Annotated in this window: 24 protein-coding genes and 3 pseudogenes; 4 read left to right on the top strand and 23 right to left on the bottom strand. The window is 41.0% G+C overall.

The window, feature by feature from the left end:
- Positions 1-18 precede the first annotated feature (18 nt).
- Positions 19-1,459: pseudogene (gene thrC, locus GKO28_RS12595) on the top strand (threonine synthase).
- Positions 1,460-1,534: 75 nt separating this feature from the next.
- On the opposite strand, the gene GKO28_RS12590 reads toward thrC, so the two are convergent.
- Both GKO28_RS12590 and GKO28_RS12585 read right to left on the bottom strand, forming a co-directional pair.
- Positions 1,535-2,440, bottom strand: coding sequence for a response regulator (locus tag GKO28_RS12590; RefSeq protein ID WP_182076488.1), 906 nt, complete (start codon positions 2,438-2,440; stop codon positions 1,535-1,537).
- 15 nt (positions 2,441-2,455) lie between these two features.
- A pseudogene (locus tag GKO28_RS12585) lies at positions 2,456-3,248 on the bottom strand (ParA family protein).
- 259 nt (positions 3,249-3,507) lie between these two features.
- Here GKO28_RS12585 and htpG point away from each other — a divergent pair.
- The 3 genes and pseudogenes from htpG to GKO28_RS22905 all read left to right on the top strand — a co-directional run.
- Entirely contained in the window at positions 3,508-5,409 is a 1,902-nt protein-coding gene (gene htpG, locus GKO28_RS12575; RefSeq protein ID WP_182076485.1) for a molecular chaperone HtpG, read from the top strand.
- A gap of 290 nt (positions 5,410-5,699) precedes the next feature.
- A complete protein-coding gene (locus GKO28_RS12570) occupies positions 5,700-5,870 on the top strand; it encodes a hypothetical protein (RefSeq protein ID WP_182076484.1) in 171 nt (56 codons plus the stop codon).
- A 287-nt stretch (positions 5,871-6,157) separates the two neighbouring features.
- Positions 6,158-6,268 (top strand): annotated as a pseudogene (locus GKO28_RS22905) (PEP-CTERM sorting domain-containing protein); the annotation flags it as partial.
- 86 nt (positions 6,269-6,354) lie between these two features.
- Here GKO28_RS22905 and GKO28_RS12560 read toward each other — a convergent pair.
- The 21 genes from GKO28_RS12560 to GKO28_RS12460 form a co-directional block, all read right to left on the bottom strand.
- A complete protein-coding gene (locus GKO28_RS12560) occupies positions 6,355-7,806 on the bottom strand; it encodes a phosphomannomutase CpsG (RefSeq protein WP_182076482.1) in 1,452 nt (483 codons plus the stop codon).
- A complete protein-coding gene (locus GKO28_RS12555) occupies positions 7,806-9,230 on the bottom strand; it encodes a mannose-1-phosphate guanylyltransferase/mannose-6-phosphate isomerase (RefSeq protein ID WP_182076481.1) in 1,425 nt (474 codons plus the stop codon). The genes GKO28_RS12560 and GKO28_RS12555 overlap by 1 nt, the downstream gene beginning before the upstream one ends.
- A gap of 181 nt (positions 9,231-9,411) precedes the next feature.
- Complete coding sequence (locus GKO28_RS12550; RefSeq protein ID WP_182076480.1) at positions 9,412-10,518, bottom strand: DUF1972 domain-containing protein; 1,107 nt, start codon at positions 10,516-10,518, stop codon at positions 9,412-9,414.
- A 61-nt stretch (positions 10,519-10,579) separates the two neighbouring features.
- Positions 10,580-11,746 carry a glycosyltransferase family 4 protein gene (locus GKO28_RS12545; RefSeq protein WP_374220728.1) on the bottom strand — a complete coding sequence of 389 codons (1,167 nt, stop codon included), beginning with the start codon at positions 11,744-11,746 and terminating at the stop codon, positions 10,580-10,582.
- Entirely contained in the window at positions 11,746-12,471 is a 726-nt protein-coding gene (locus GKO28_RS12540; protein WP_182076479.1) for a glycosyltransferase, read from the bottom strand. Before GKO28_RS12540 ends, GKO28_RS12545 begins: the two co-directional genes overlap by 1 nt.
- On the bottom strand, positions 12,446-12,844 hold the full coding sequence (locus GKO28_RS12535) for a hypothetical protein (protein ID WP_182076478.1): 399 nt from the start codon (positions 12,842-12,844) through the stop codon (positions 12,446-12,448). Before GKO28_RS12535 ends, GKO28_RS12540 begins: the two co-directional genes overlap by 26 nt.
- Before the next feature lie 5 nt (positions 12,845-12,849).
- A complete protein-coding gene (locus tag GKO28_RS12530) occupies positions 12,850-14,082 on the bottom strand; it encodes a glycosyltransferase family 4 protein (protein WP_182076477.1) in 1,233 nt (410 codons plus the stop codon).
- Between the two features lie 304 nt (positions 14,083-14,386).
- Positions 14,387-15,130: an acyltransferase gene (locus GKO28_RS12525; RefSeq protein WP_182076476.1), complete on the bottom strand. Its 744-nt coding sequence runs from the start codon at positions 15,128-15,130 to the stop codon at positions 14,387-14,389.
- Positions 15,131-15,136: 6 nt separating this feature from the next.
- Positions 15,137-15,865 (bottom strand): hypothetical protein, encoded by a 729-nt coding sequence (locus GKO28_RS12520; RefSeq protein WP_182076475.1) that lies wholly within the window; start codon positions 15,863-15,865, stop codon positions 15,137-15,139.
- Between the two features lie 19 nt (positions 15,866-15,884).
- Entirely contained in the window at positions 15,885-16,619 is a 735-nt protein-coding gene (locus tag GKO28_RS12515; protein WP_182076474.1) for a hypothetical protein, read from the bottom strand.
- 164 nt (positions 16,620-16,783) lie between these two features.
- Complete coding sequence (locus tag GKO28_RS12510) at positions 16,784-17,839, bottom strand: hypothetical protein (protein WP_182076473.1); 1,056 nt, start codon at positions 17,837-17,839, stop codon at positions 16,784-16,786.
- A gap of 737 nt (positions 17,840-18,576) precedes the next feature.
- Entirely contained in the window at positions 18,577-19,431 is an 855-nt protein-coding gene (locus GKO28_RS12505) for a hypothetical protein (RefSeq protein ID WP_203564139.1), read from the bottom strand.
- 196 nt (positions 19,432-19,627) lie between these two features.
- Complete coding sequence (locus GKO28_RS12500; protein ID WP_182076471.1) at positions 19,628-20,038, bottom strand: oligosaccharide flippase family protein; 411 nt, start codon at positions 20,036-20,038, stop codon at positions 19,628-19,630.
- A 10-nt stretch (positions 20,039-20,048) separates the two neighbouring features.
- On the bottom strand, positions 20,049-20,735 hold the full coding sequence (gene epsI / locus GKO28_RS12495) for an exosortase-associated protein EpsI, B-type (RefSeq protein WP_182076470.1): 687 nt from the start codon (positions 20,733-20,735) through the stop codon (positions 20,049-20,051).
- Positions 20,732-21,397 carry an exosortase B gene (gene xrtB / locus GKO28_RS12490; protein WP_182077481.1) on the bottom strand — a complete coding sequence of 222 codons (666 nt, stop codon included), beginning with the start codon at positions 21,395-21,397 and terminating at the stop codon, positions 20,732-20,734. The genes epsI and xrtB overlap by 4 nt, the downstream gene beginning before the upstream one ends.
- The gene (locus GKO28_RS12485) at positions 21,375-21,614 is read right to left on the bottom strand and encodes a hypothetical protein (RefSeq protein ID WP_182076469.1); all 240 of its coding nucleotides are present in this window, start codon (positions 21,612-21,614) and stop codon (positions 21,375-21,377) included. Before GKO28_RS12485 ends, xrtB begins: the two co-directional genes overlap by 23 nt.
- A gap of 3 nt (positions 21,615-21,617) precedes the next feature.
- Complete coding sequence (locus GKO28_RS12480) at positions 21,618-22,508, bottom strand: polysaccharide biosynthesis tyrosine autokinase (RefSeq protein WP_203564138.1); 891 nt, start codon at positions 22,506-22,508, stop codon at positions 21,618-21,620.
- The gene (locus GKO28_RS12475; protein ID WP_182076468.1) at positions 22,505-23,434 is read right to left on the bottom strand and encodes a GNVR domain-containing protein; all 930 of its coding nucleotides are present in this window, start codon (positions 23,432-23,434) and stop codon (positions 22,505-22,507) included. The genes GKO28_RS12480 and GKO28_RS12475 overlap by 4 nt, the downstream gene beginning before the upstream one ends.
- Before the next feature lie 61 nt (positions 23,435-23,495).
- Positions 23,496-23,879, bottom strand: a complete 384-nt coding sequence (locus tag GKO28_RS12470) for a Wzz/FepE/Etk N-terminal domain-containing protein (protein ID WP_182076467.1) — start codon at positions 23,877-23,879, stop codon at positions 23,496-23,498.
- A gap of 28 nt (positions 23,880-23,907) precedes the next feature.
- Positions 23,908-24,681: a polysaccharide export protein EpsE gene (gene epsE, locus GKO28_RS12465; RefSeq protein ID WP_247646532.1), complete on the bottom strand. Its 774-nt coding sequence runs from the start codon at positions 24,679-24,681 to the stop codon at positions 23,908-23,910.
- Between the two features lie 17 nt (positions 24,682-24,698).
- Positions 24,699-25,595 carry an EpsD family peptidyl-prolyl cis-trans isomerase gene (locus tag GKO28_RS12460; RefSeq protein ID WP_182076465.1) on the bottom strand — a complete coding sequence of 299 codons (897 nt, stop codon included), beginning with the start codon at positions 25,593-25,595 and terminating at the stop codon, positions 24,699-24,701.
- Positions 25,596-25,599 lie beyond the last annotated feature (4 nt).

The raw sequence follows: 25,599 nt of genomic DNA, 5'->3' as shown, positions 1-25,599 counted from the left end.
ACCTACAAGCAGATACCCATGAAATACATCTCGACTCGTGGCGGTATGAACGCCCAAGCATTCAGCGATATTCTTCTTGGTGGCCTCGCGCCCGATGGTGGCCTGTCGATTCCAGAACAATATCCGCAACTGTCTCAAGCCGATTTAGAAAGCATGGCAACGCTCAATTACCGCGATTTAGCCTTTGCGGTCATTAGCCGTTTTGTCGACGATATTCCTAGTGACGATCTGAAAGCCTTGATCGACAAAACCTACACCGCCGAAGTGTATTGCAATGGCCGCTCAAAAAATCAAGCCGATCACATCACGCCACTGATTAAGCTCGATGGCTCGCTGTATATCCAAGAACTATCCAACGGACCAACGCTGGCGTTCAAAGATATGGCGATGCAATTACTCGGCAATCTGTTTGAATACGTGCTGGACAAAAAAGGCGAGCAAATCAATATTGTCGGCGCAACATCAGGCGACACTGGCTCTGCAGCCGAATACGCGATGCGCGGCAAACGCGGCGTGAATGTATTTATGCTGTCGCCATTTGGCAAAATGAGCCCGTTCCAACGCGCACAAATGTTCAGTCTACAAGACGAAAATATTTTCAATTTATCAGTGCATGGCTTTTTCGACGCTTGCCAAGACATCGTTAAAAACATCAATAAAGACGCTGAATTTAAAGCTCAATACAAAATTGGCGCGGTCAATTCAATCAACTGGGGCCGCATCGTGGCCCAAGTGGTGTATTACTTCAAAGGCTACTTTGCCACCATCTTAGCCACCGGCAAAAAAGTCGGCGATAAAGTCGACTTCTGCGTGCCGTCGGGTAATTTTGGCAATATCTGCGCCGGCCATATTGCCCGCCAAATGGGCTTGCCGATTGGCCAATTGGTCGTCGCGACCAATGAAAACGACGTGCTGGACGAATTTTTCAAAACCGGCGGCTACCATCCACGCGAGTAGCCAACACCTTTGAAACCACCAGCCCGTCGATGGACATTAGCAAAGCCTCTAATTTAGAGCGCTTTGTGTTTGATTTGATCGGCCGTGATAGCGCGCGTTTGGCGGCATTGTGGACCGAAGTTGAATCAGGTGGCGGCTTTGATTTGTCCCCCGCTGAATTGGCGCTAATGCAAGACAGCTATGGCTTTAAATCATCGGCCAGCAATCACAGCGATCGAATTGCCCATATTCGCGAAGTGTTTGAAAAATACGGCGTACAAATTGATCCGCATACCGCTGACGGCTTTAAAGCCGCCAAAGCCCATCGCAATCTTGCCGTGCCAATGGTGATTATGGAAACCGCCTTGCCAGCCAAGTTTGAAGACACCATGCTCGAAGCCCTCAAACAAGCGCCCTTCCGCCCCAAAGGTTTGCCGGCCTAGAAGCCTTGCCACAGCGCTTTGAGGCGATTGATGCAGATACTAATTTGCTGAAAAAATACATCGTTGACCATCTCGCTTAAATAGCAAGATACAAGACAAAAAGCCCGTTACGAATGTAGCGGGCTTATTTATTTCTGAGGGTATATTAATCTAGCCTAAGGTTTACGTAGCATTCGAACCAATACTTCATTGCCTTTGCCTTGATATTCCAAACTATCAAACGACATCATTCTGGCCATTGAAATCCCACGGCCATGCGGATCAAACGCACGCTCAGGTGAAAACTCTAAAAAAGGCTGCCAATCAAAGCCCTGCCCTTCATCCAAAATATGAATCTGAATTTCATCTTCATCCATGCTGTACTTTACGGCGACTTTTCTTTGGGCGTAATCAGGGCTGGCCAAGCGAGATTCCACTTCATCTTGCCAACGGCCCGCTTGTAGTAACCGTGATTTATCAGCGTAGCTAATGCCCAAATTGCCATGCTCGATGGCATTCACCAGCAACTCAGACAAACCCATCGCCACCCGCTGAGGCTCTGGGCAAGCGCGTGACAGCATTAATGTCAATTGTCTGGCTTCATCTAAAGTACGAAAATGAAATTCGCCATTCACCAATAAACGATAAGATTCGGCGTGCTCAGTAATCTGATCTTCTAGCTGCTTGCGCTCTTTGTGAAAGCCTACTGCCGCCGCCACAATCGCCAACAACATTTCACGCTGAAACGGTTTAATCAAATAATAGTAAGCACCGGCAGCCAAACCTTCACGCACATTTTCTGCTGCGCCGACTGCGGTTTGCATAATGACTGGAATATGCAAAAAATCAGGATGTTGCTTGAGCTTGGCCAAAACCTGCATGCCATCCATACGTGGCATCATTCGATCGAGCAAGATGGTCGAAAAACCTTCCTTATCGTGCTGCAGGATTTCCCAAGCCGCCTCACCATCTTCAGCAGTCACCGTTTCATAGCCGGCATCGGCTAAATGCTCGGACAGTATTTCTAAATTAAATGGTTCATCGTCAACAATCAGGATTCGATTGAGCGGTTTCGTTGCCATATTTACCCCAACTATTTAACTTATGCTGACAAGCACATCACCGGACAGCTCGGCGTATAAATGACAAAATTCTTGTGATAGCTTATGTTTGGCGTCCAATGCAATCAAAGGCATGGCCTGATCATGCGACTCACGCACCTTAACTGAGCTCGATAATCTAGCTTGTAATACCGGCAAGCCCTGCGCCTCTAAATCTTGCACCAAACGCTGTGGCAAACTAGCGCGAGATTGATATTGATTGACAATAATGCCCTCAATTTTCAGCTCACTATTATGATCTTGCCGAATTTCTTCCACTCGGGCGATTAAACCCAGTAAGGCGTCGCGCGAGAATGTATCACAATCAAAAGGAATCAAGCAGCCAGAGGCGGCAATCAAGGCCGAAAGTGTGAAAAAGTTAAGTGCTGGCGGGGTATCAATATAAACCTCATCAAATTGCCCGGTGAGCTCGGCCAATGTTTCGCGTAATTTATAGATTTTGTAGCGCGACTCTAATTTAACTTGCTGTTCCGCAATACTGGGATGCGAAGGCATGATAAATAGATTTTTAAACGGCGTAGGATGGATAAACTCAGCAGCGCCTTTGGCATACAAAGAGAAATTAAGCACTTGGTCAAAAAAAATCGGCCAATGTGGGCGTGCACTCGTAAGCTGCAGCACCTAAAACATAATGACTGCTATTGCCCTGTGGGTCTAAATCAACAATCAAAACACGTTTGCCTTGTGCCGCAGCCACGGCGGCCAAATTCACCGTAATCGTTGATTTACCGACGCCGCCTTTTTGATTAAACACCACCCGTCGTAACATGCTCACGCCTCGCCAAGTTTGCCTCATCACACTATAACACTGTGCGCCATGCGGCTAGGTGAATGCCTTATTGCACGGAATAAGCTGCGTCATTTATGACAAATAACAAAAGAAATAAACAATACCAGCGTCAACTATTATCGACTATTAAGCAAGCTATTGATAATAAACCCGCCACATCTCTTGAAGCCCTCACCTCTGCCCCCATTTGCTAAGCATTCATGTTGTTATGTTCAACCCACAGGAAGCAATAAAGACTATGTCTAAAGAAACATTAGGCTTTCAAGCCGAAGTCAAACAACTCTTGCAACTGATGATTCATTCTTTGTATTCCAACAAAGAAATTTTCTTGCGCGAATTGGTGTCCAATGCCTCTGATGCATGCGACAAATTGCGCTTTGAAGCCATCAATAATGACAGCCTGTTTGGCAATGATCCCGAACTCAAAATCCACGTGAGCTTTGATGCCGATGCCAAAACCATCACCATCAGCGACAGTGGTATTGGTATGAGCCGCGATGAAGTGATCCAAAATATTGGTACCATCGCTCGCTCTGGCACCAAAGAATTCTTTAGCCAACTCTCTGGCGATGCACAAAAAGATGCGCATTTAATCGGTCAATTTGGCGTGGGTTTTTACTCGGCCTTTATCATTGCCGATAAAGTCACTCTCACCACCCGCCGTGCAGGCGAAGAAACCGCCACGCAATGGGAATCCAAAGGCGATGGCGAATTCACACTAGAAACTGTTGAAAAAGCCAGCCGTGGCACGACCATCGTGCTGCACCTCAAAGAAGGCGAAGAAGAATTCCTCAACGATTGGCGTTTACGCAGCATCATCCGCAAATATTCAGACCACATCACTTTGCCGATCATGATGCCAGCGCAAGCGGGCTACAACGAAGACGGCTCAATTAAACCCGCCGAAGGCGAAGAAACCGTCAATCAAGCCAATGCTTTGTGGACGCGCAGCAAATCCGACATCACACCAGAGCAATACACCGAATTCTATAAACACGTTGCGCACGACTACGAAGAGCCACTCGCTTGGAGTCACGCCAAAGTCGAAGGCCGCCAAGAATACACCGAGCTACTCTACGTGCCAAAACGGGCACCATTTGATTTATACGACCGCGAACGTCGCCACGGCGTGAAGCTCTACGTGCGCCGCGTATTTATCATGGAAGACAGCGAAAAATTGCTACCGCAATACCTGCGCTTTATCCGTGGTGTGATTGATTCGGCCGATTTGCCGCTCAACGCATCACGCGAAATCTTGCAACACAGCAAAGACATCGAGCAGATTAAATCCGGTTGCGTTAAAAAAGTGCTGGGTCTGTTAGAAAGCATGGCCAACTCGGACGATGGCGCAGAACAAGCCAAATACGCTGCATTTTGGACTGAATTTGGCAAAGTGCTCAAAGAAGGCGTTGGTGAAGACCATGGCAACAAAGAGCGCATCGCCGCGCTATGCCGCTTTGCTTCGACCCACAATGACAATGCCGAACAAACCGTCTCGCTCAAAGACTATCTAGGCCGCATGAAAGAAGGCCAAGATCAGATCTACTTCATCACCGCCGATTCGTATGCCGCTGCGAAAAACAGCCCGCATCTGGAAGTGTTCCGCAAAAAAGGCATCGAAGTCTTGCTTTTGTCGGACCGCGTGGATGAATGGGCATTTAGCGGCTTAACCGAATTTGAAGGTAAAAAACTCCAGTCCGTTGCCAAAGGCGAACTGGATTTAGAGCAATTTACCGACGAAGCCGAAAAGCAAGAGCAAGAAGCCGCAGCCACCGAGCTGAAAGACGTCATTGAACAAATGAAAGCGGTACTTGGCGATTCAGTCAAAGACATCCGCGTTACGCATCGCTTGACCGACAGCCCAGCTTGCTTGGTCGTTGAAAATCAAGACATGAGCGCGAACTTGGAGCGTTTACTCAAATCAGCCGGGCAAGACGTAAAAGGCAGCAAGCCAATCTTGGAAGTCAACCCAACGCATCCATTGCTCAATAAGCTCAAAGCCGAGACGGGTAGCAATCAATTTGGCGATTGGACTCAGTTGATTTTTGACCAAGCCTTATTGGCCGAAGGCGGTCAGCTCGAAGACCCTGCTTCATTCGTCAAACGCTTAAATGGCTTGATGCTGGCCATGCAAAACTAAACACCTGCTTGGCGAATAACCACGCAGTATCGATGTCATGACAGCGTGACACCCCAAAAACCGGCGAAATTCGCCGGTTTTATTATTCAACCGGCCGAATACTAAAATCTCCTCAAGAATAATTACGTTAAATTACATATAAATTATTATTAATTAATTAAAACTTACTTTATTGTTTTGACTTTAACGCAGTATGCGACTAGCATTTAATCTCAAATTAATGTTGTTAATAATCAATTGGTTAGAATATTAACATGTACTAACTTTAAAACCCTTAATGAGATTTGAATATGAAATTAATCCATATCGCAGCCGCAATCGTCATCAGCTCAGTCCTCAGCTTAAGTCAAGCCGCCACCCTCAATTTAACGCCCGATGAAAAAACCATCGGCTCAGAACTGGTGACACTATTTAGCACCAGCCAAAATACCACCAACATCACAAGTTATGGTTTTTTTTAATATTGCAAACACTGGAGACTATCTGCTGACGTTTAAAATTTGACGCTACGCCAAACTCAGGGCCGCTGATCAGTGCACTGTCATTTATAAACCAAGTCAATTGGACCGGCACACAACCAGATTACACTTCTGCACCCCATTTCATTTCAACATTTCAAGATGCCATGATTGGTACGTCTTCTTGGGCTCGTACCTATACCTTTAGCGCAATTCAAGCTGCCAAATTTGCTTACAACACACAACTCACCTTTGCCAATCCTGGCCTTAAGGGCGGAACGTTTTCAGCGACAGTCACACCAGTGCCTGAGCCAGAAACTTATGTCTTAATGGGTTTGGGTTTGCTCGGTTTACTATCAACACGCCGCCGCAAACAGACTCACTCATCGTGGCAGCGCTAACGGCGCGGGCAATCTAAAGGCGTAACGCGCCCTTCTGTGCAAACTAGCTATGGCAGTCGCCCCTTCCGGCTGCAGTTGTAACGCGATCAAATGCAATAAAACATGCGCCGCCACGATTGCAGCGACCAAGCAGTGATGAGACGATTGTTTCGGCGTTTAAAAAAAACACCCGCAACAATTAAAGTAACGACAAAATCGAATCGGTATGAAATTTGCATTAGCGCAATATCTGCTTTACTTTCGACGTTTAATCGAATCACTGGCTCAGTATTACTGCTACGTAAATTAAAGCGCCAAGCGCCAAAATCCAGACTTAAACCATCGGTTTCATCTATTGTGATCGCTTGCGCTTCATAGGCCGCACGTACCTTAGCAATCGCGGCTTGAGCGTCGGGCACCGCGCGATTGATCTCCCCCGAGGATGGAAATGCCGCAATTCGCTCACGGACCATCACAGAGAGTTTTTGCCCACTGCGGCTCATTAAATCAATCACCAGTAACCACGGGATCATGCCACTGTCGCAGTAAGCAAAATCACGAAAGTAATGATGCGCGCTCATTTCTCCGCCATACACGGCATCCTCCAAGCGCATGCGCTCTTTGATAAACGCATGACCGGTTTTACTTTGAATCGCAATCCCCCCCGCCTGTGCAACCATCTCGATGGTATTCCACGTCAAGCGTGGATCATGGATGATTTTTGAACCGGGGGTATTAGCAAGAAAAGCTTTAGCTAAAAGCCCTACAATGTAATACCCCTCGATAAAATTACCTGTTTCATCAAATAAGAAACAGCGATCAAAATCACCATCCCAAGCAATACCCAAATCAGCGCCGTGCGCTTTGACGGCATTGGCAGTATCGGCGCGGTTTTCAGGCAGTAATGGATTTGGTATTCCGTTCGGAAATCTGCCATCAGCCTCGTGATGTACTTTGATGAATTGCACCGGTACGTTTGCTGCGGCGAATTGCGATTCGAGTGCATCCACCACATGCCCTGCCGCGCCATTACCCGCATTGAGCACAATTTTCATCGGCTTTAACTGCGTAATGTCGATGTAACCCAGTAAATGCTGCACGTAGTCCGCTAAAATCGACTGCTGACTGAATATGCCGCGCCGAACAACAGCGGGAAACTGATTTTCTTCGGCAAGGCGCTGAATATCACGCAAGCCGGTATCGCCACTAATTGGCACCGACCCGCGCTTAACCAACTTCATGCCGTTGTAATCCATCGGGTTATGGCTGGCCGTTACCTCGATTCCGCCATCGACATCCAAATGAAACGCGGCGAAATAAACTTCTTCAGTGCCGGTCATGCCGATATCAATGACATCGCAGCCCGAGTCCATCAAGCCATTGGTCAGTGCCATTTTGAGCGCCTCAGAAGTCAACCGAGCATCGCCCCCAACAACCATGCGTTTGGGTTGGAGAAATTCGCCATAGGCGCGGCCAATGCGGTAAGCAATGTCTTCGTTGAGCTCGGTGCCAAGCTGGCCCCGAATGTCGTAGGCTTTAAAACACGATAAAGCGGCCATTATTTCACCTCAACTCGGCCATACGTATCTTCAAAGCGCACAATATCGTCTTCACCCAAATAGCTGCCCGATTGCACTTCGATCATTTCCAATGGGAATTTGCCCGGATTTTCTAAGCGATGCGTCGCACCAATCGGAATATAGGTTGATTGATTTTCGCATAGCAACAACGTTTGATCGCCATTCACTACCCGCGCCGTACCACTTACGACAATCCAATGCTCGGCACGGTGGTAATGCATTTGCAAGCTCAGCGCAGCACCGGGATTCACAATAATGCGTTTAACTTGAAAGCGCGCACCAGAATCGAGCCCTTCATAACTGCCCCATGGGCGATAAACTTTGCGATGCATCATCGATTCGCTACGCCCAGCGGCTTGCAAGCGATTAACGATGTTTTTTACATCTTGTACTTTGTCTTTGTGCGCAACCAAAATCGCATCGGCGGTCTCTACAATCACGAGATGATCCACACCAATGGCCGCAATCATCCGGCTTTCACTGCGAATATAGCTATTGCTTACCCCCTCAATCATTACATCGCCAACCAGATTATTCCCCTCGGTATCAGCAGTGCTGACCTCAGCCAAAGCAGCCCAGGAACCAATGTCGTTCCAGCCCAAATCCGCCGCAGCAATGACCGCAGCATGCTCGGTATGCTCCATCACCGCATAATCAATTGAATCAGCAGGGCAGGCAGCAAACGCATCGAGCTCTAGTCGCACGAAGTCCAAATCACGAACTGATCCTGCAACGGCGGCGCGCACCTGCTCTAGCATCTTCGGCTGATATTTTTCTAGTTCAGCCAAATACACGTCAGCGCGAAACATAAACATCCCGCTATTCCAATAATATTCTCCAGTTGCTAAAAACGCTTTAGCACGCTCGATATTGGGTTTCTCGACAAAAGCCGCAACGTCATAGGTGGTATTTAACAATTTAGCGCCGCGGCGTATATAGCCATACCCAGTATGGGGCTCAGTTGGAGCAATACCAAAAGTCACCAATTTGCCTTGTGCGGCCACGCTCGCAGCCTGCACCACCAACTGCTGAAATACAGTTCGGTGCGCAATCACATGATCAGAAGGTAAAACCATCAATATGGCATCAGGATTGTTTTCTAAGGCAATCACCGCAGCCACCGCCACTGCCGGTGCCGTATTGCGACCAATCGGCTCGAGTACGATTTTAGCGTTGACCACACCCACGGCACGTAATTGCTCGGCTACCAAAAAACGCTGTTCGTTATTACTAATCAGCAGCGGCGCAACGACATCGGGCAAACCCTTCAACCGCGTTGCGGTTTGCTGCAAAAGACTTTCATCGCCGTATAAACTCAAAAACTGCTTTGGGTAAGCGCCGCGAGATAAAGGCCACATGCGGCTACCAGAGCCACCGCAAAGAATAACTGGGGTAATCGTCATGATGAATCACTCAATCAATGAATCGGTTTTTGACATCAGAATATCGGCTTAAATCATTTTGGCACTGGGCGACTCACGATCCAAGTCATGATCAATGTGCCCGTCATACCCGCACAGATGAATATTTCTTGACGATTTACCATGCTCAGTTCCTCAGCTTAATTGAAATAAACCTCAAAAATTATCTCGGCAACCACTGCAGTAATAATTTCTCATACTGCTCAAGAACGTCATCGGACTCAAATTGAGCATGAAATTGCTCACACGCCGCCGCTTTTAACTGCTGTATTAAGTCATCACGAGAAGTTAACTCAGCAATGATCACGTCGCATTGATCGATCGATGAAAAAAATACACCAGCACCGGCAGCTACCCAGCGATTAAAACGATTATCGTGCGCCAATACGGCACTACCTGCGCCAAGTGCCTCGACCAACGATGGATTCGTTCCGCCTACTTGGTGGCCATGCACATAATATCGAGCACCAGTACGCAAGGCATTGACCACATCCTTTTCATAAATAGCCCCAAGAAACCTCACCTCATCACTAGCCGCAGTGATCACGGCCAAATGAAATGGATTTTGATCAGGCTTATAATTACCTAAAACCACCAAAGGCATCCCACGAACACGTTTTGAATATGCTTGAACCACTTCTAACACTGAGTTTTCCGGTTCAGCACGTGCAATAAGTACACAAAATTGATTGGGCTTCAGATCATATCGGGCTAATAACTCAGGATTAATTTCATCAATACGATCGGCACCATACGGGATCATGGTCATTTTGGAATGCGCCGCGCCACGTGCCAAATGCTGCTGAATCTCAGGATGGTCGGCTATCATGTGGTTGCTGAGTAAAGAGCCAGCCCATTCGTTAAGCCAAAACCAAGCTTTGGCAATCAGCCCCCACTTCCCCCTGCGCCATTCAATGCCATCCATATTCATCACATTAGGCACCCCTTTTAGCCGCAACAGGGCGCAAAAAATAGCTGTGTTATAACCCAAGGTAAGGCAGAGATCTTGATGCTTACTGGCGTGAACAATCGAAATCCAATCAAAAACAACCGTGCTTTTAGCACCATTGCCTTTCACTGGAATATGAATCCGTTTCACTCCCTGCCAAACCGATTCATACATTGCGCCATCGCCCTCCTCCTGACAATAAACAATCACCTCCCAACCACGCGCCAGTAAATAGGGCGTCAATGCTTGGGCAAAGGTTTCAAAGCCACCATGTGCAGCAGGAACACCACGAATACCCAAAATACGGATTGTTTTTTTCATTCGTTATTCAACACCCAATTCGGAATACAATTTTTTTATCGCAGTGACATACTTATCTCGACTAAATGTGGTGGCAACAAAAATCTCGAGCCGACTGTCCCATTGCGGAAACTTCCAAATCTGATAATTGCCAAAAATTTTTAAGCACACGAGATAAATCCGTAACATGACCACTTTGAAATAAGTAGCCCGTTTGCTTGTTAATTACCATTTCAGGAATACCACCTATCTCTGCCCCAATTACAGGTTTACCTAGTGCAAAACTTTCTAAAATACTCATCGGAGCATTCTCATACCACTCAGAAGGTAAAGCGACTGCGCGGGCACCACGAATCAAATTGTGCAGTGATTCACCGGATTGATAACCTAAAAATTCAATATCAGCCGATAATTCATTCGCCAATACCTTGAGCTCTGCCTCAATCGGCCCAGTTCCAACAATTTTTAAAGGGGTCTTGGCTAGATTCGCCGCCTTCATTAACGTAGCAACACCTTTTTCAGGTGCCAGTCGACCAAAATAGATTAAATAATCACCGGCACTAAAATCAGGTTCAAAATACTTCAAATCGACATAATTTGGTATATAAACAAATTTATCTCTAGGCCATCCCCATTCAACAAATTTTTCCATAAAAAAAAGACTTGGAACGATCACTCGATCAATATATTTCTTATACGTGTCTAAATAATTATGCAGTTCTGATTCAATAGCCACAATGGCACTAGCAGCAAAAGAACCCCGTACACATTTATGTTTCACCACATTAAGCAAGCTTCCACCATTGCACTTTTCACAAATCCCAGTTTCGTTAAGCATTTTATAAGCAGGGCAGGCAATTTTTAAGTCATGCGCAGTCATAACCACAGGAATACCTGATTTTTTTAATGCAGGTATAATTGCAGGAGACAAATGATGGTAAATACAGTGTAAATGAGCGATATCGGGTTTAAAGTCATCAACTAAACTACTTATATTATTTTTAGCTTCAAAAGAATAAATAACTTTACTTGCCATTTTAAATTTATCAAAAATAGAATAGCTATGCCCAAATTCAATCTCATCAACAAAATACTTAGACCAAATAGAATCAAAGTTTTTTGGATGACACATAGAAAAAAAAGCATTTTCCCAACCCAGCTCTTCCATTAAAGCGGCATGTTCAAAATACACGACATCAGATCCACCACGACGATAATGGTAGTTATTAACACTTAACAACCTAGGCATTATGATTTAAACCCAATAAATTTGATTATTTTATCTGCAACAATTGACCATTGAGCATCTTGTCCAGCCTCACTCATGGCTTGTTTATAAGAGGCATAATTATTTTCAACCTCTAGTAATGCAGACATTAATGAGTCAACCAAGCATGAGTCATTCTCGATAATTACACCGGCACCAGCAGGGATCTGCTCAGGAAAATCGCCGACACGAGTCGCAATGACTGGCTTGGAAAATGCTAAAGCAATCTTCAGCACACCACTGGTAGTGCCTTCTAAATATGGCAAAGCGATTACATTGCTTGCTGCTATATAATTTTCTACCTCTTCAAAAGGAATGCGTCGATCATGCAAAATAACATTAGGTGCATTTCTAGATTCTTCTAAAGCCATTGCATAACGTGAAGCATGACCTGCTACGCTATTTGATCCCGCCAGTAAAAATTTGAAATGAGGCCGATTTTCCATCTGTTTGGCACAGGCTAAAAATTCAAGCAAACCTTTGCGTGGCTCTAGATGACCAAAAAACAAAATAACAAAATCATCCCTAACTATCCCGGCTATTTTATTGCGTGCATCGTCTTGTGAAATATTCGTCAAATCAAAAATATCATAAATACCATGTGGCACAACTAAAATTGGCGCCTTAACTGAAAGAGCTAAAATTCCCTGCTTTGCCGCCAAAGAATGGCAAATTACTTTTTCAAAAAGAACGATAATAAAAACCAAAAGTAAACTTACTCCATAATTTAGGATAGTGCGGCAATACGTCATGTACAGTAATTGCACAATGAATACCAAAAATTTGAATAAGCCGAATTACAATTGCATCAATCAATGCCAACTTAAGTGGCCCTTGCAATATAATCCAATTGGGTTTTCGTTTAATAACACCAAAAATAAAGCGGATTAAATCGATAGGATAATGCCGCGAACGGCGAAAAATGCGTTCGACCGTAAAACCTAAAGCATCAAATCGTTTTGGTAATGACTTAGCAGTAACAACCGTTGTTGTATGGTGAACAGATAAAGCACGAGCCAGTGAAACCGAATAATCAGCAAGGCCAGAGTCACCGGTAAAACTTACCACTTCAATTTTCATTCAATTTATCCAATTTCATTCATAATCGGGCCATAAATACGATCAATCAGCGCGTCCCAGCTAAATTGATTGACGCGATCACGACATTGCTGTGAAAACCCAGCGTCTTGTTCCAACCGAGAAAGAGTCGATAACGCCGCATCGGCAAAATTTTTAACTGCGGTCTCTTGATGATTATCGGCCACGACAGCAGCGCCACACGCCGCGTTGACCACCACGCCAGGACCGCCCAAGCGATAACAAATCACCGGTAAACCGGCTTGCAATGCCTCTAAAACAACAAAACCACCAGAGTCACGCAAGCTTGGATAAAACAACGCATCAAATTGTGTATACAAATCGATGACATTATCCTTAGGAAGCCAGCCAAGCCATTCTATGGCATGCGAAATGCCTAATTTTTGCGCAGTTTGCTCCCAACGCAGTCGATCAACACCATCGCCAATCATGGTTAAACGCACCTCAGGCCTATGCTGCAAAATCAAAGCTAAGCTGCGCAAGCCCAAATCCATACCTTTTAATCCAATACAACGACCGACAAAAAGCAAGCGAGTCGCATCAGGCCGAGTTCGCGCAGGCAATGGCTTTAGCAGAGCAAGCTCAGAAGCATCACAGCCAATCGCCAATTCAATTTGAGCCTTATCAGCAACAAACTTTGGAACGCGAGCCAAATGCCCATTAGAAGTAAAATAGACGCGCTTTGCCGATCGAAAGGTCATCCGCATCAGCGGATCAAATGCAACAAATTGATTTAAACTGCAACGCAAATACTCAACCAAGCGCTGCTTAATCGAAAAAACTCTGGCATATCCAGGGGGTATTTCATCGCCCCCCGCAACAGGTCCAAAATACAGCGGTATACCCAATAGACCCATGAAACTAGGCTGGCGAAAGCTAACCCAAGTGACGTGATGAACCAAATCAAACGATTGCTGCCGATGACACAACAAAGCGTGCTTATACGCAGCCCACTGCCACAAATAGTAATACAAGTGATTTCGACGATTAAATTTGGCTAAGCAAGTATGTATCTTGGGTAAATCAACATATTCAAATGCCACATTGCCGCACTCACCATGACTGCTCTGCCGAGCCTCAATGGCCAACTGATGAGCGCGTCGCGTAATAACGGTTACGTTCAAACCACGACCTGATAATTGCCTAGCCCACTGCCAGCCCACCTCTTCATCGGAACCAAAGTCAGGATCACAAGCAAAAGCGCTTAATAAAATTCGCATACAATCAACCATGAATTATTTAACATAACTATTTAGTTTTTTTGTCATCGGTTTTTCTAGATACAAATAAATAAAATGAGACACTAAAACACACATAATAATTGCAAGTAGATTCACCACCAAAATGGAATTTGGAAAAAGATATGACAATCCAATACAAAAAGCAGGGGCAATGAGAGGGTGAGATAAATATAATGAGAATGAACTATCGCCTAGGCGAGATAAAAAATCACTAAAAAATGGCAAGTATTGATTAGAGTTAAGAACAAAAGAATACACAAAAACAATCGCAATTATGTTAAATTTACCAAAAAAATTTAGCTGCCAAAAATATACCATCGGTGTGCATAATAAAAATAAAGATACAAACCGTTAAAATCACAGAAACACCTGCATTAAGTCGAAAACCAGACAGATATATTTTAGCTAAGAGCATACCAAAAACAAAATGAAGGTTATTCTCACTGGTTACAACACGAAAAAAAGCAGAATCAAAATCAAAGAAAAAACGACAAGAAAATAAAACCACAATAGCAATTGATGTAAACCGAAATGCAGACCAGCCTAATAAAATAGAAATAGAAATTAGATAATAAAAAAACATCTCATGAAGCAGTGTCCAACCAACACCATGCAATGGGGCAATACCGCCATCAGCACTACTAACAGGAAATAAGAGATACGAGCCTAGTGTGTATAAAAGCCTAGGACGATTATGCATTGCGACATCAACAAGCACCAAAGCCAGAATTAACTTAGCCGTGGTAAAAATCCAATACATCGGAACAATTCTAACTATTCTTCTTTTTAAAAAAAACACAGAAGAAGACAAGCCATATTTTAATTTATCAGCAGACAGTAGCATCACAAAGCCGCTAATCAAGAAAAAAATTTGAACGCCTTGAGAACCAGGAGCCCATACGTAACCTAGTTGATCAACCCGCTCATGCGTATAAAAATTAACGTGCACAATAAGCACCATAAATGCAGCTATAAACCTTAGCATCTGCAACTTTTTTAAGTGATGCATCTCATTTATAATTTTCATTTAGTTTCATTTATACTTTATATTAAAAACACTACGTGAAGGAATACAAACATACTCTTGCCCCACAGCCTTAATTGCAGAAGAAGTAATTGAAACCCTTGATTTATTCTCGTCGGTATTATCTGAATAAGAAGAATCTGCGCTCATATATTCGATCACAGGATTTCTAAGGACAATATTACCTGTTAAATCTTTAAATTTAACTAATCGTGCTGCGCCTCTATTAACACCAAGAATAGAATTTAAACCTGCAGAGTTCTTCATCGCAGCCATATTTAGATCTTGCTGAGGCGAATAAGCGTAAGTCGTAATTTTAGAAGGTTTAATTAAAACGCTGGTATCTAAAAAACCATTACGTAACACCAGCAAACCAAAATATACACCACTTGGATATATAGAATCCTTAGCTCTATCCAAATGAAATAACTGCCATGGGCTTTCGACAGCGATTGAATGCCACATCGCACCTGCTACGGATCTATCATTAATTAATGACAATACATAATCTGCAGTTGAGATTGCACCACCCGATCCTGAAGCTTGATACCAATTATCTTTCCAATCTCCAGTTGGACTATCAGCAGGCCAGCGACCATGTTCAGTGACTAAAAGTTTGATTTTTGGATTGATTTTCTTATATTTGTTAACTACTTCAGCCCCCCATTTTGTCATTTGATTAATTGGCAGACCATCATAATAGGGGTGGAATGTAACAGCATCAATTTGAAAGGCCATTTTATCAGCAAGATAAGAATCAAAATATTGGCCTGACGGTTTCTCTCCCCATGGTGCCGTTTGACCAGTTATTGCAAAAATTTATCTTCGGCGTAATTAATTTTGATTTTTTAATCAAACCATCAATTCTAGATTGATACTCAATGGGCGACCACTTCAAGCCCTCCTCCCAATCAACCTCATTCCCCAATTCAAAATATTTTATTCTGCAACCGGCTGAGAATTCGCTGCAATTTGATGCATTTTTTTTGTAAAAATCAATATAATCCAAATTACTATCTAAAATTTGATCTTTAGTGAATGACTTATTATATTTTCTAGCTAAGTCGATTAAAATCGTCGCATCACCATTGACCGAATCAAGAAAATCAATAAATTCTTTTGGTCCAAACTCTGGATATTTAAGTCCTTCATAATTAGTCAAAATTCTTTTTCTTTTTGCAATAGGTCCGACTGCATTTTCCCATGGGAAATCATTACCGCCAGAATACCTATAAATTGCACCTTCAAATGGTTTTAAATAAGAAATAGTTTCGTCTCTCACCTTCCCCTTACGAAAGTGACCTTTTTGAAAAAGATACCAATCCACGGTAAAACCAAAAATTGATTTCGGTGGGGTACTTAAAACAACACTTGAATTAATTAAAACTTCTGACATTGGTTTTAGCAAACCATCACACGCTGAACGATCAGCAGCCAAAGATAGACGAGCAATAAGCATACAAAACATATAAATAATTAATTTATTTAGCATGGCATCTACTCATTAATGCAGCGGAAAAAAACATTGCAGGAAAATAAATCAACAGTACCTCTTGAAAAGCTGGAGATGTTGGCGAGATAAGTAACACAAAGAGCAGTGAAGCAGCAGCCAAACCACCATCAAGCCCATCTTTACTTGATTGTTGCTGGTCTAATTTAAGACAAAAAAAAGATAATCAAAAAATAGTTTGCAAGAAAAATTAGGCTGCCAAACCATCCTGTTTCAGCCAATATATTGGGTAAAAATGCATCAAAAATATAAGCTTCTCGCGTCGACCACCACCAATGCTTATTCATTCCCAACGAATAATAAGCATCAAGATTGTACTGTAATGAACCCAATCCTCCCCAAGTACCAAACCCAGTACCTAATGGAAAAAATCGTTCGGCAAACTCTAATGCTCCTGAATAATGCAAATATCTCGGTATGTTTGAAGCGTGCATACCACCGCCCCATAAGTAAAATTCACGAATAAAAGAATCAAAAAAAAGAACCACAAAAACACCCACTAGAGACAGAATAAAAAACAGTCCAAGTACTGCACTGCGTGCCCTTAAATTAACTGGAGTTTTATAGAGCGTTAGTAGGTATATAGAAATAATAAAACAAAATATTTCTTGACGTTGATTAGAACTAATAAGTAAAAAAACATTAAATATAAATAAAAAAAATGTTCTACGCCCCTCTCCAGAACACCAGCGGCTATAGTTATACAAAGCCATAAATACCGAAACAGCAGCAAAAACAGATGGATGATTAAAAATAGACATTCCAGGGTATTTAATATAACCAGTTAATTCAACGGGAACTTTATAGTATCCAGTAATTAAAATATAAGCCGATGGAAAAACCCATTGAACAAACAAAAATACAATTGAAATCAATATATAAGGCAATTGAATATTAGATAACAATTTAGACGGTGAAACAAATTTAAACAGATACAAGAAAGCAGCTAGCATAAAATAAATTTTGAAGTTTGCTAGCACTTGAACTAAACCAGCGAGCACTTTCCCATATGGACTAAAAAACAATGAAACCACACCAAAAAAAACATAAATAACATACAAAATAAAAGCTGAAGTTAATATTTTGCTATTTTTAATATATACCCATAACCTTGGAAAACCTAAAAAACTAAACAACAAAGCGATTACCTGAAAAACCTGCATCGAAGGGAAAAGATATACAACTGAAATACCCTGGAGCAAAACAAAAACAAATAAAATATAAAATATAAAACTAAAAAAAACTCACGCCCATTTTCTTTATGCATCAAAAAAAACACTAACATTAAAGCAGATAGCAAAAATAACAGCACATACTCAATTCTAACCATAGCCAATAATGCTACAAAAGATGAAAAAGCAATAAACAAAAAAAACAATATCAACTTTAAAAAAAAGTCTAAATTAAACAATCGCACAAAGCTATTAGAATTTAATTTCATCAATTTGTCCAAAATATAATTCAAGCACATAAATGCAAAGGTGCATGCAATCTTATAGGATTAATAAAACATGAAAAACACGAAAATTGCATTAACAAATATCCTCGGTATTGACTAGCTCATCATTCGCAACAGTCGATTCAATTATCCAAACAGGCTTAACAGTTATTCGTGAAAAATATTTTTTAATGATGCATTCAAATCAGATTTTTTAAAAAAATTCATATTTTAAAACGTAAGACTCATACTTACTTGGATGTACACCACTTCCCCACACTCAGTCACTCAATTTGTTACGCCAGCTGATAGTTGACGGCCAAAATTAGCAAAGCCATCCCAACAATACAAATCAATCATAACTAACAAACCAATAACTAATTAATAATAAAATTTTTATCAACAAACTATTACGCACGTTAAATGATTATACAAAACAAATTAATTAAATAAAAAAACGAAGCATTTTTTCTGGAACAACCGAAAGTAACCATTTCTTTTCTAAAGAAGACATGAAAGAGTAAAAATAAAAAAAGTGCAGCAAATACTTAGACTAAAAAAAGATCCAACCCATGAAGGAATATTAAATAACAAGATGAACATATATGACACATAAATAGCAACACCCATTATGATTAACATATAAATAAAAGATCTAACATCTAATTCAACATTTAAATCTTTATTTCTAGATACCATCGCCCAGCAAACTACGGACCAGATTAACTGGCTTAGACCGAAAGCAATTGCGACACCAAGATCATTGAAATATTTTCCTAGTAACATAGCGATTGGTAAACCAATCACGCTGACTGCTGTTGCTACCAATGGAGCGAATGCTATTTCTTTTGCTAAACAATACATCGAAATTGAACCGCACATTGCAAGTGGTAGTAAACCAAGCACGATCACCGTTAATACATTACCAGCCTCTGGATATTTTCCACCTGAAATAACACTAGCAATCATATCTCCAGAAAAAAACAATACGCATACAAATGGAATAATATAAAACCAATTAATTTTAATAATTAAAGAAACAAGCTGAGGTAAAATTATATCCGCGTCATTTTTTGTTGAGGCTGCAACAAATACAGGCCGAAAAATACCTGACAAAATATTAATAGGCATATAGCGCTGTATGACAGCAGCAAGAGAGTATGAAAAACCGAAAATGGCTAGTGCATATGCTGTTACATTTCCTGCTAATGTAATTTTGAATGCATCGGGTCCATAACAAATCGCCAACAACTGAGCAGCAAATCCAGGAAGAATATATTGGCTAACTCTCATTAAATTTAAACTTTCTGAGCTTACTTTATGGCATGAATGACGAAAATAAACGATGAGCAACATCGTTAACACCACGCCAGCGCCAACTAAAGTAACAAAAATTTCTATATAAATTATGTTTTCAATATTGATTTGAGCTGTTATATAAAAATAAATAATACCTATTACTCGTAATAGAGTCCTCAATATCATTGAAAATTGACTTCGCCCTTGGCATAACATGGATTCAAATATTGAATCGATATACCTTGCAAATCCTTCAAAAAAAATTTATAACCGCTAAGAAAAAAATAAAACCCCTAGGGACGACATCAAAATGAATATAACCATCTAATACAGATGAAACCTTAGTTAACAAAAACCCGACCAATAACAAACTTATTGTTCTTAATAAAATCAATTGAAAAACTGGACCATGTATAATTATTTTTCCACCATCCACAATGCTAGCACTCACATAACGATACACTGCAAGCATCAAACCAAAATTACTAACTATAATTAAAATCTCAACAACAGCCCAAATTGTAAAATAAACGGCATATTGTTCACTCGGCAAAAGTCGTGATAACAAAACCAAAACCAGCATTCCTGCGAGTGCTGATATTGGTCTGCCAACAAGCAAAGATAACATACTACTTTTAACACGTTGTGTTGTATTTTTAATCACAATCACTCAATCAATTTAATGTAAATTTACCGTATAACCATTCTCTAGATTGTGCATCTAGCGCCAAATATAAATCTTTAATAAACTGATTTTGTAATTTATATTCATCCATTTCATTAATACCAATTGTAGATACGCGAAACAACATGCCATCTGGAATTTTCCCTTGCAAGCCATATTTTAATTGAGCTATTTTACCTTTTGTACCTGTTGCTACCTGATAATCACCTACCGTTATCCAATAAGAAATGGGTTCATTTCTTATGTCATATTTTGCAACTAAACGAACAATACTCATGTTTCGATCTGCAATACTGACAGTTTCTATTACACTGTTACCAACAGTAAAACCTTGTGCTGGATAACAAACTTCAGGTCTGTGAACTGAATTTTGGTCACTTTGATTTTTACCATATGCAATAACTAACATTACCCGCTGATTTTTATTGTTTACGTATGTCTTGCTAATTGTTTCCGAATAAATCTTATCAATTGTTGCCTTCATTTCAGCTGGCAATTCTACTACCGCATGATTTTGCTCAAGTCGCCAATTTGAAAACGAATCCGGCATCACGGTTTCAAGTTTTTGATTCCGAAATAATGCAATTTTTTCTGTAGGTATTAATTTTTCAGCCATAATCGCGGCTGCGCACATTAAAAATAATAAAATAACATCTATCATTTTTATTTTTATCATATGTTATTTTTCCTATTTTTAAAAACTACGCCAAGAATAACATCTAAAATAAACATCCCGATCAACGCAATCATAAATAAAATCATTCCAGCAAAATCATGAATAAATCCTTGTCCAGCAGCATCACCAAAATGGTAAGTAACTAAAATTAATATCATTACTCGAACAATATTTGCAACAAAAGCAATTGGTAGAATTGCTAAAATTAACAATATATTGCGTATTTTACTGCTGTGGTTAGTGACATATACATACAAAGACCCAACTGCTAATAAACTAAACATTGAATTCATACCTGAACAAGCATCTGCCACAAGTAATTGATATTGCCCTACCGTAATCAAAACGCCACTTCGTGCCACAGGGTAGCCTGCGGAATATAGTAATACTTCTGCAATATGAGAGACTTGCCCTTTTAATGCGCCAGTCAAAGCATCAACGATAGGACCAGGTATAGGAACGAGAAACAACATAAATACAATTGCAAACCAGGCAATCGAAATAGATCGCCAGCCTTTGCTAATTATTAATAAACCACACATTAAAGGTATAAATGCACCAATTTCAAAAATCAATATTCCTTGTGATCGTCCTAAGATATATAATAATAAAGCTAAAACAACAATTACAAATCCAATTTTAGGCTGTGGATTTACTGTCATTTCTGCTAACTTGTCTTTTATCAGCCAAAATAACCAAATGACAGGCCAAAATTATTGGCCCATGTGCTTGATCATCGCTTTGCCATAGACCTTGCGACAAACTAAAAACTGATGGGATTGCTAATGCAAGAAAACCGATCAATATTAGTAAATTATGTTTAAAAAAAACGGCCAAATTAAATTGGCCGTTTCTAATTTCATCATTTATCTTTGTCATATATCACTCTTCTTGCGATAAAACACAACCAAGCAAAATTGCATTTGCTGATTGTAATTGTAATTTAGCGGACTCTAAGCCTTTAACCGGTGTTTTATTCCGACTAGCTACTAAAATAGTACCCTTTACTCGTGATGCGACTAGTTGTGCATCGGCGGCATTTTCTAAGGCCGTAGTGCAATAAATAACAACATCATAAGCCTGAGCTAATTCAGTGACTGTATTACTCAATGATTCACGCGACAGTAATTCTTGTGGATTTGGCACTGTAGTACCCGCGGTTAATACCGACAAGTCTCTAAATTCTGAAATTCGCTGTACCGCATCCAAGCCACTACGCCCTGCTAATATGTCACTTAAACCTTTACGATTTTCTAATGCAAATAATTCATGTTGCATTGAATTACGCAAATTAGCATCGACGAGTAATGTATGTTCACCCAATTGAGAAAATACAATAGCTAGATTTGCCGCAAGTAATGCGCTAGTGGTATCTGCATCATATGATGCTAATGCCACTGATTTATTACCGCTCTCAACCCAACTTAATAATATCTTGCTGCGCAAACTGCGTAATGCTTCCACCCTAGAGTCAAACGGGGAGTATGCGGCGACAAGCCTTTCATTCACTGCGCTTTGACCCGATACTAGGTAAGCGTATTCAAATTGCTGAGCCAATACATCTTGAATATCTTCTTCCGTTATAAATCCCAACTTTATCGCCGCTTCACCAAAACGCATTCCTGTTTCTTTTTGCAGTCGAAGTACTTTTTCAGCTTGTTGAGGATTCAGCTTTCCATTATCCAATAATTGTTGGCCAATATTGCTTTTGCCTATTTGTGCCATCGGAATCCCAATTATTGGCGATATCGGCATTCCTATTGTTGCATTCATACTGAGGCCCCTACTTTACGACCAATTCGACGCTTGTTTTTTGGCGGTAATAAATCAGCTAATACCATTATTCCCAACATATTCTCGATATCATCTTTCGAACGAATTCGACGATCAATCAGTTCTGCCAGCATTGCAAGACTAATTGCGAGTAAGCTTCCGACAAAAATTGATAAGACTAAATTTAGCAGGGTTTTGGGGCTGGAATGCTTAATTGGCTCTGGAGCTGATTTGATGATAGATATATTACTTTGATCAGAACGACTTTCTAGCATTGTTTGACTAAAACGCTGCAATGCTAGGTCATAACTACGTTGCGCACTATCTACATTTCGAAGTAAGACATCAATTGCGGCACGCTGTGATTTTAAATCGAGTACTTTTTCTTTTTGCGCCTGTAGCGCAGCATTTAACGCAGCTTGTCGTGATGCTGAATTGCCTGCGGCACTATTTAGTCCGCCAGCATACTGCGCCATTATTTGCTCTAATTGACTCCGCGTGGCATTTAACTCAACCATCGCTTGCTGATTATGCGGGTGATTAGGACCATTTTTTTCCGCCAATTGCTTATACTTCGCTTCTTGAACTGCCAATTGGCCTTTGAGTTGCTGAACTAAAGGGTTATTTAATACATCAGGAGCAATCGTGCCACCCCGTGCACGTGATTGTGCATCAAAGGTAAGTGATTGTACTCCGACTACTTGGCTAGATAATTCATTGAGCCGTTGATTTTCAACATCAAGGCGTTCATCGACTCCAACAATACCATTTTCTTGCTGATATTCAGAAAGTTTATTTTGAGATTTTTCTAAATTAGTTTGCAGCGATTTTAATTGTTCTTGAAAAAATACATTATTCTGCTGTGCCGCCGCAGTTTTGATATCAATAGTTGTTCTTATATAGGCTTGGGCAAAACTATTGGCCAATGCAGCGGCAAATTTTGGATCAGCGGCAGTGAATTCTAAATTAATTATATTACTTTCACGGCTAGGTTTTACTGTTAATTTTTTTTAGCAACGTTTCGGCAAACCAATTACGGATATCGCCTTTACCATTGGTAGCCTCTTCAAACTGAGCTTGCGCCTCAGGTAATTGCGCCAAGCCAAGCGTATCAACAACATTCAAGGCGGTATTTTGGCTAGAAATCATCTCAACCTGTGTTGCCATATAGCTGGGCGCCATATATCCAGCAATTTGCTGCCCTGTCACTGGGTCTGCAGCTTTAACATCTAGCGCTAAAGTTGCCTCTGCGGTGTATTGCTTGGGTAGCAATAGTGTGACAATCAGCGTAGTGATTATTACACTAAAAAAAACGGATATTACAATCCATTTTCTTGCGCGAAGGATAGTTAAAAACTGTTCAAAAGTCATCGAATTCACTCAGCAATTTAAGATGCATTTAGAACCAACTTTCTTGAACGAAAACAGTATCATTTTCTCGAATTAAGTCAGTTAGCTTTGCAGCAATTTTTTCAACTTTTCCATCTGCAACAACACGATGAATTTGAATATTGCTATGTGAAGCACGAGCATTAAAACCGCCAGCAACTGATAGAGCTTGCATCATCGTCATTTTAGGTTCTAAACGAAAAACACCAGGGCGATTAACTTCGCCATAAACATAAAATTGCTGCGCTCTTGGTACATACAGGGTATCGCCATTTACGACCTGAATACGACGCTTTTCTGAATCAGATAACTGAGTTAGTTTGCTTAATTGATATTCAAAACGTCCTTTTTCTCTCAAAATTACTATCGTATCTCCACCGGAAGCATTAATTCCTCCTGCGATGGCTAGCAAATCAATAATGTTGGTTGCGCTATCTAAAGCATAACGTCCAGGCTTATTAACCTCTCCCAATACCGCCACCCGCTGGCTCCTGTATTGAACAATTAATACATTCACATTTGGATTTTTGATAAAATTGCCTTCACTTAATTTTTTCGCGATCAATGCCTCTGCTTGACTGTAATTCAACCCTTCCAATTTTACTTCGCCAACTAATGGAAATGCTAATTCTCCCTTATTATTAAGTTCAACTTCTGTCATAAGATCGGGATGGTCATAGACTTGTATTTTTATCACATCACCAGCACCCAATACATATTCATTTTGATTTTTTGCCCAAGAAACAGCGGCAAGTAAACTCAATAAACTAAAAAAAAACAGCATGGCCGATCTTTTGGTCATTATTTCAATCCTTTTAATCCTGCTTTCAAACTATCATCTGCAGTGGATACATTACTCGCATCATTAGCGGCACTTGCAGGCGCTGAAGCAAATTTTTGTAAGTATTCAATTTTTGCTGCAGTTTGCAATGCTTTTAATTTAGATTTTGCATTTTCTTGCGCGTCTTTTGTCGCCAAATAGCGTTTAATCATTGGCTCAGCTTCTGCAGGTGTAACTGGTATAGCATTGCTCGATTTTAATTGCAGCAGCCCTATACTATCGCCTTCATTCATTAACAAAATATCACCCTGATTCATTGCTGCAAGTTTAGGCAATAATTGCATTGGTAATTGTTCAGCGGTTCGTTTTGATTCTTTTATTTCATATGGAATTTTTTCATTATCTAATATTGTTTTCACTTGCAGGGCCGTTGTTGCATTATCTAATTTTTTTGCGATCGCATCGCTGTAATTAGCTTTAGGTAAGGCAAACATGACAAACTCGTATGTCTTTCTATTTGCAAATAAATCTGGATTTTTTGCATAGAAATCATCTATTGCGGTTTTTATCGGCTCGGCTGGTTTTCCTATCACTCGTTCAGCGGCAGCTTGAGCTAAAATTTGTCTTTTTGATGCTTCAATTGCTTGAACTATATTCGGCTCACGGTCCAATTTTAATTCAGTTGCTTTTTCTACCAATAATTCCTGATCAATCAATTGATCTAATATCTGTTGCTTTTGTTCTGGGCTCGCATTGGGAGCTTTTGCTAATACAAAATTTAATTGGTGTACGGTAATTTCAGCATCATTTACTTTGGCAAGAACTTGACTCGGCGATTTTTTTTCATCTTTATCATTACATCCAGCAAGAAAAACAATGACAGTTAGTGCAAGTACTGTGGGTGAAATTTTTTTCATTATT

The organism is Deefgea sp. CFH1-16, assembly GCF_016881365.1.
Taxonomy (GTDB): domain Bacteria; phylum Pseudomonadota; class Gammaproteobacteria; order Burkholderiales; family Chitinibacteraceae; genus Deefgea.
This window is presented reverse-complemented; position numbering and strand designations above follow the sequence as displayed.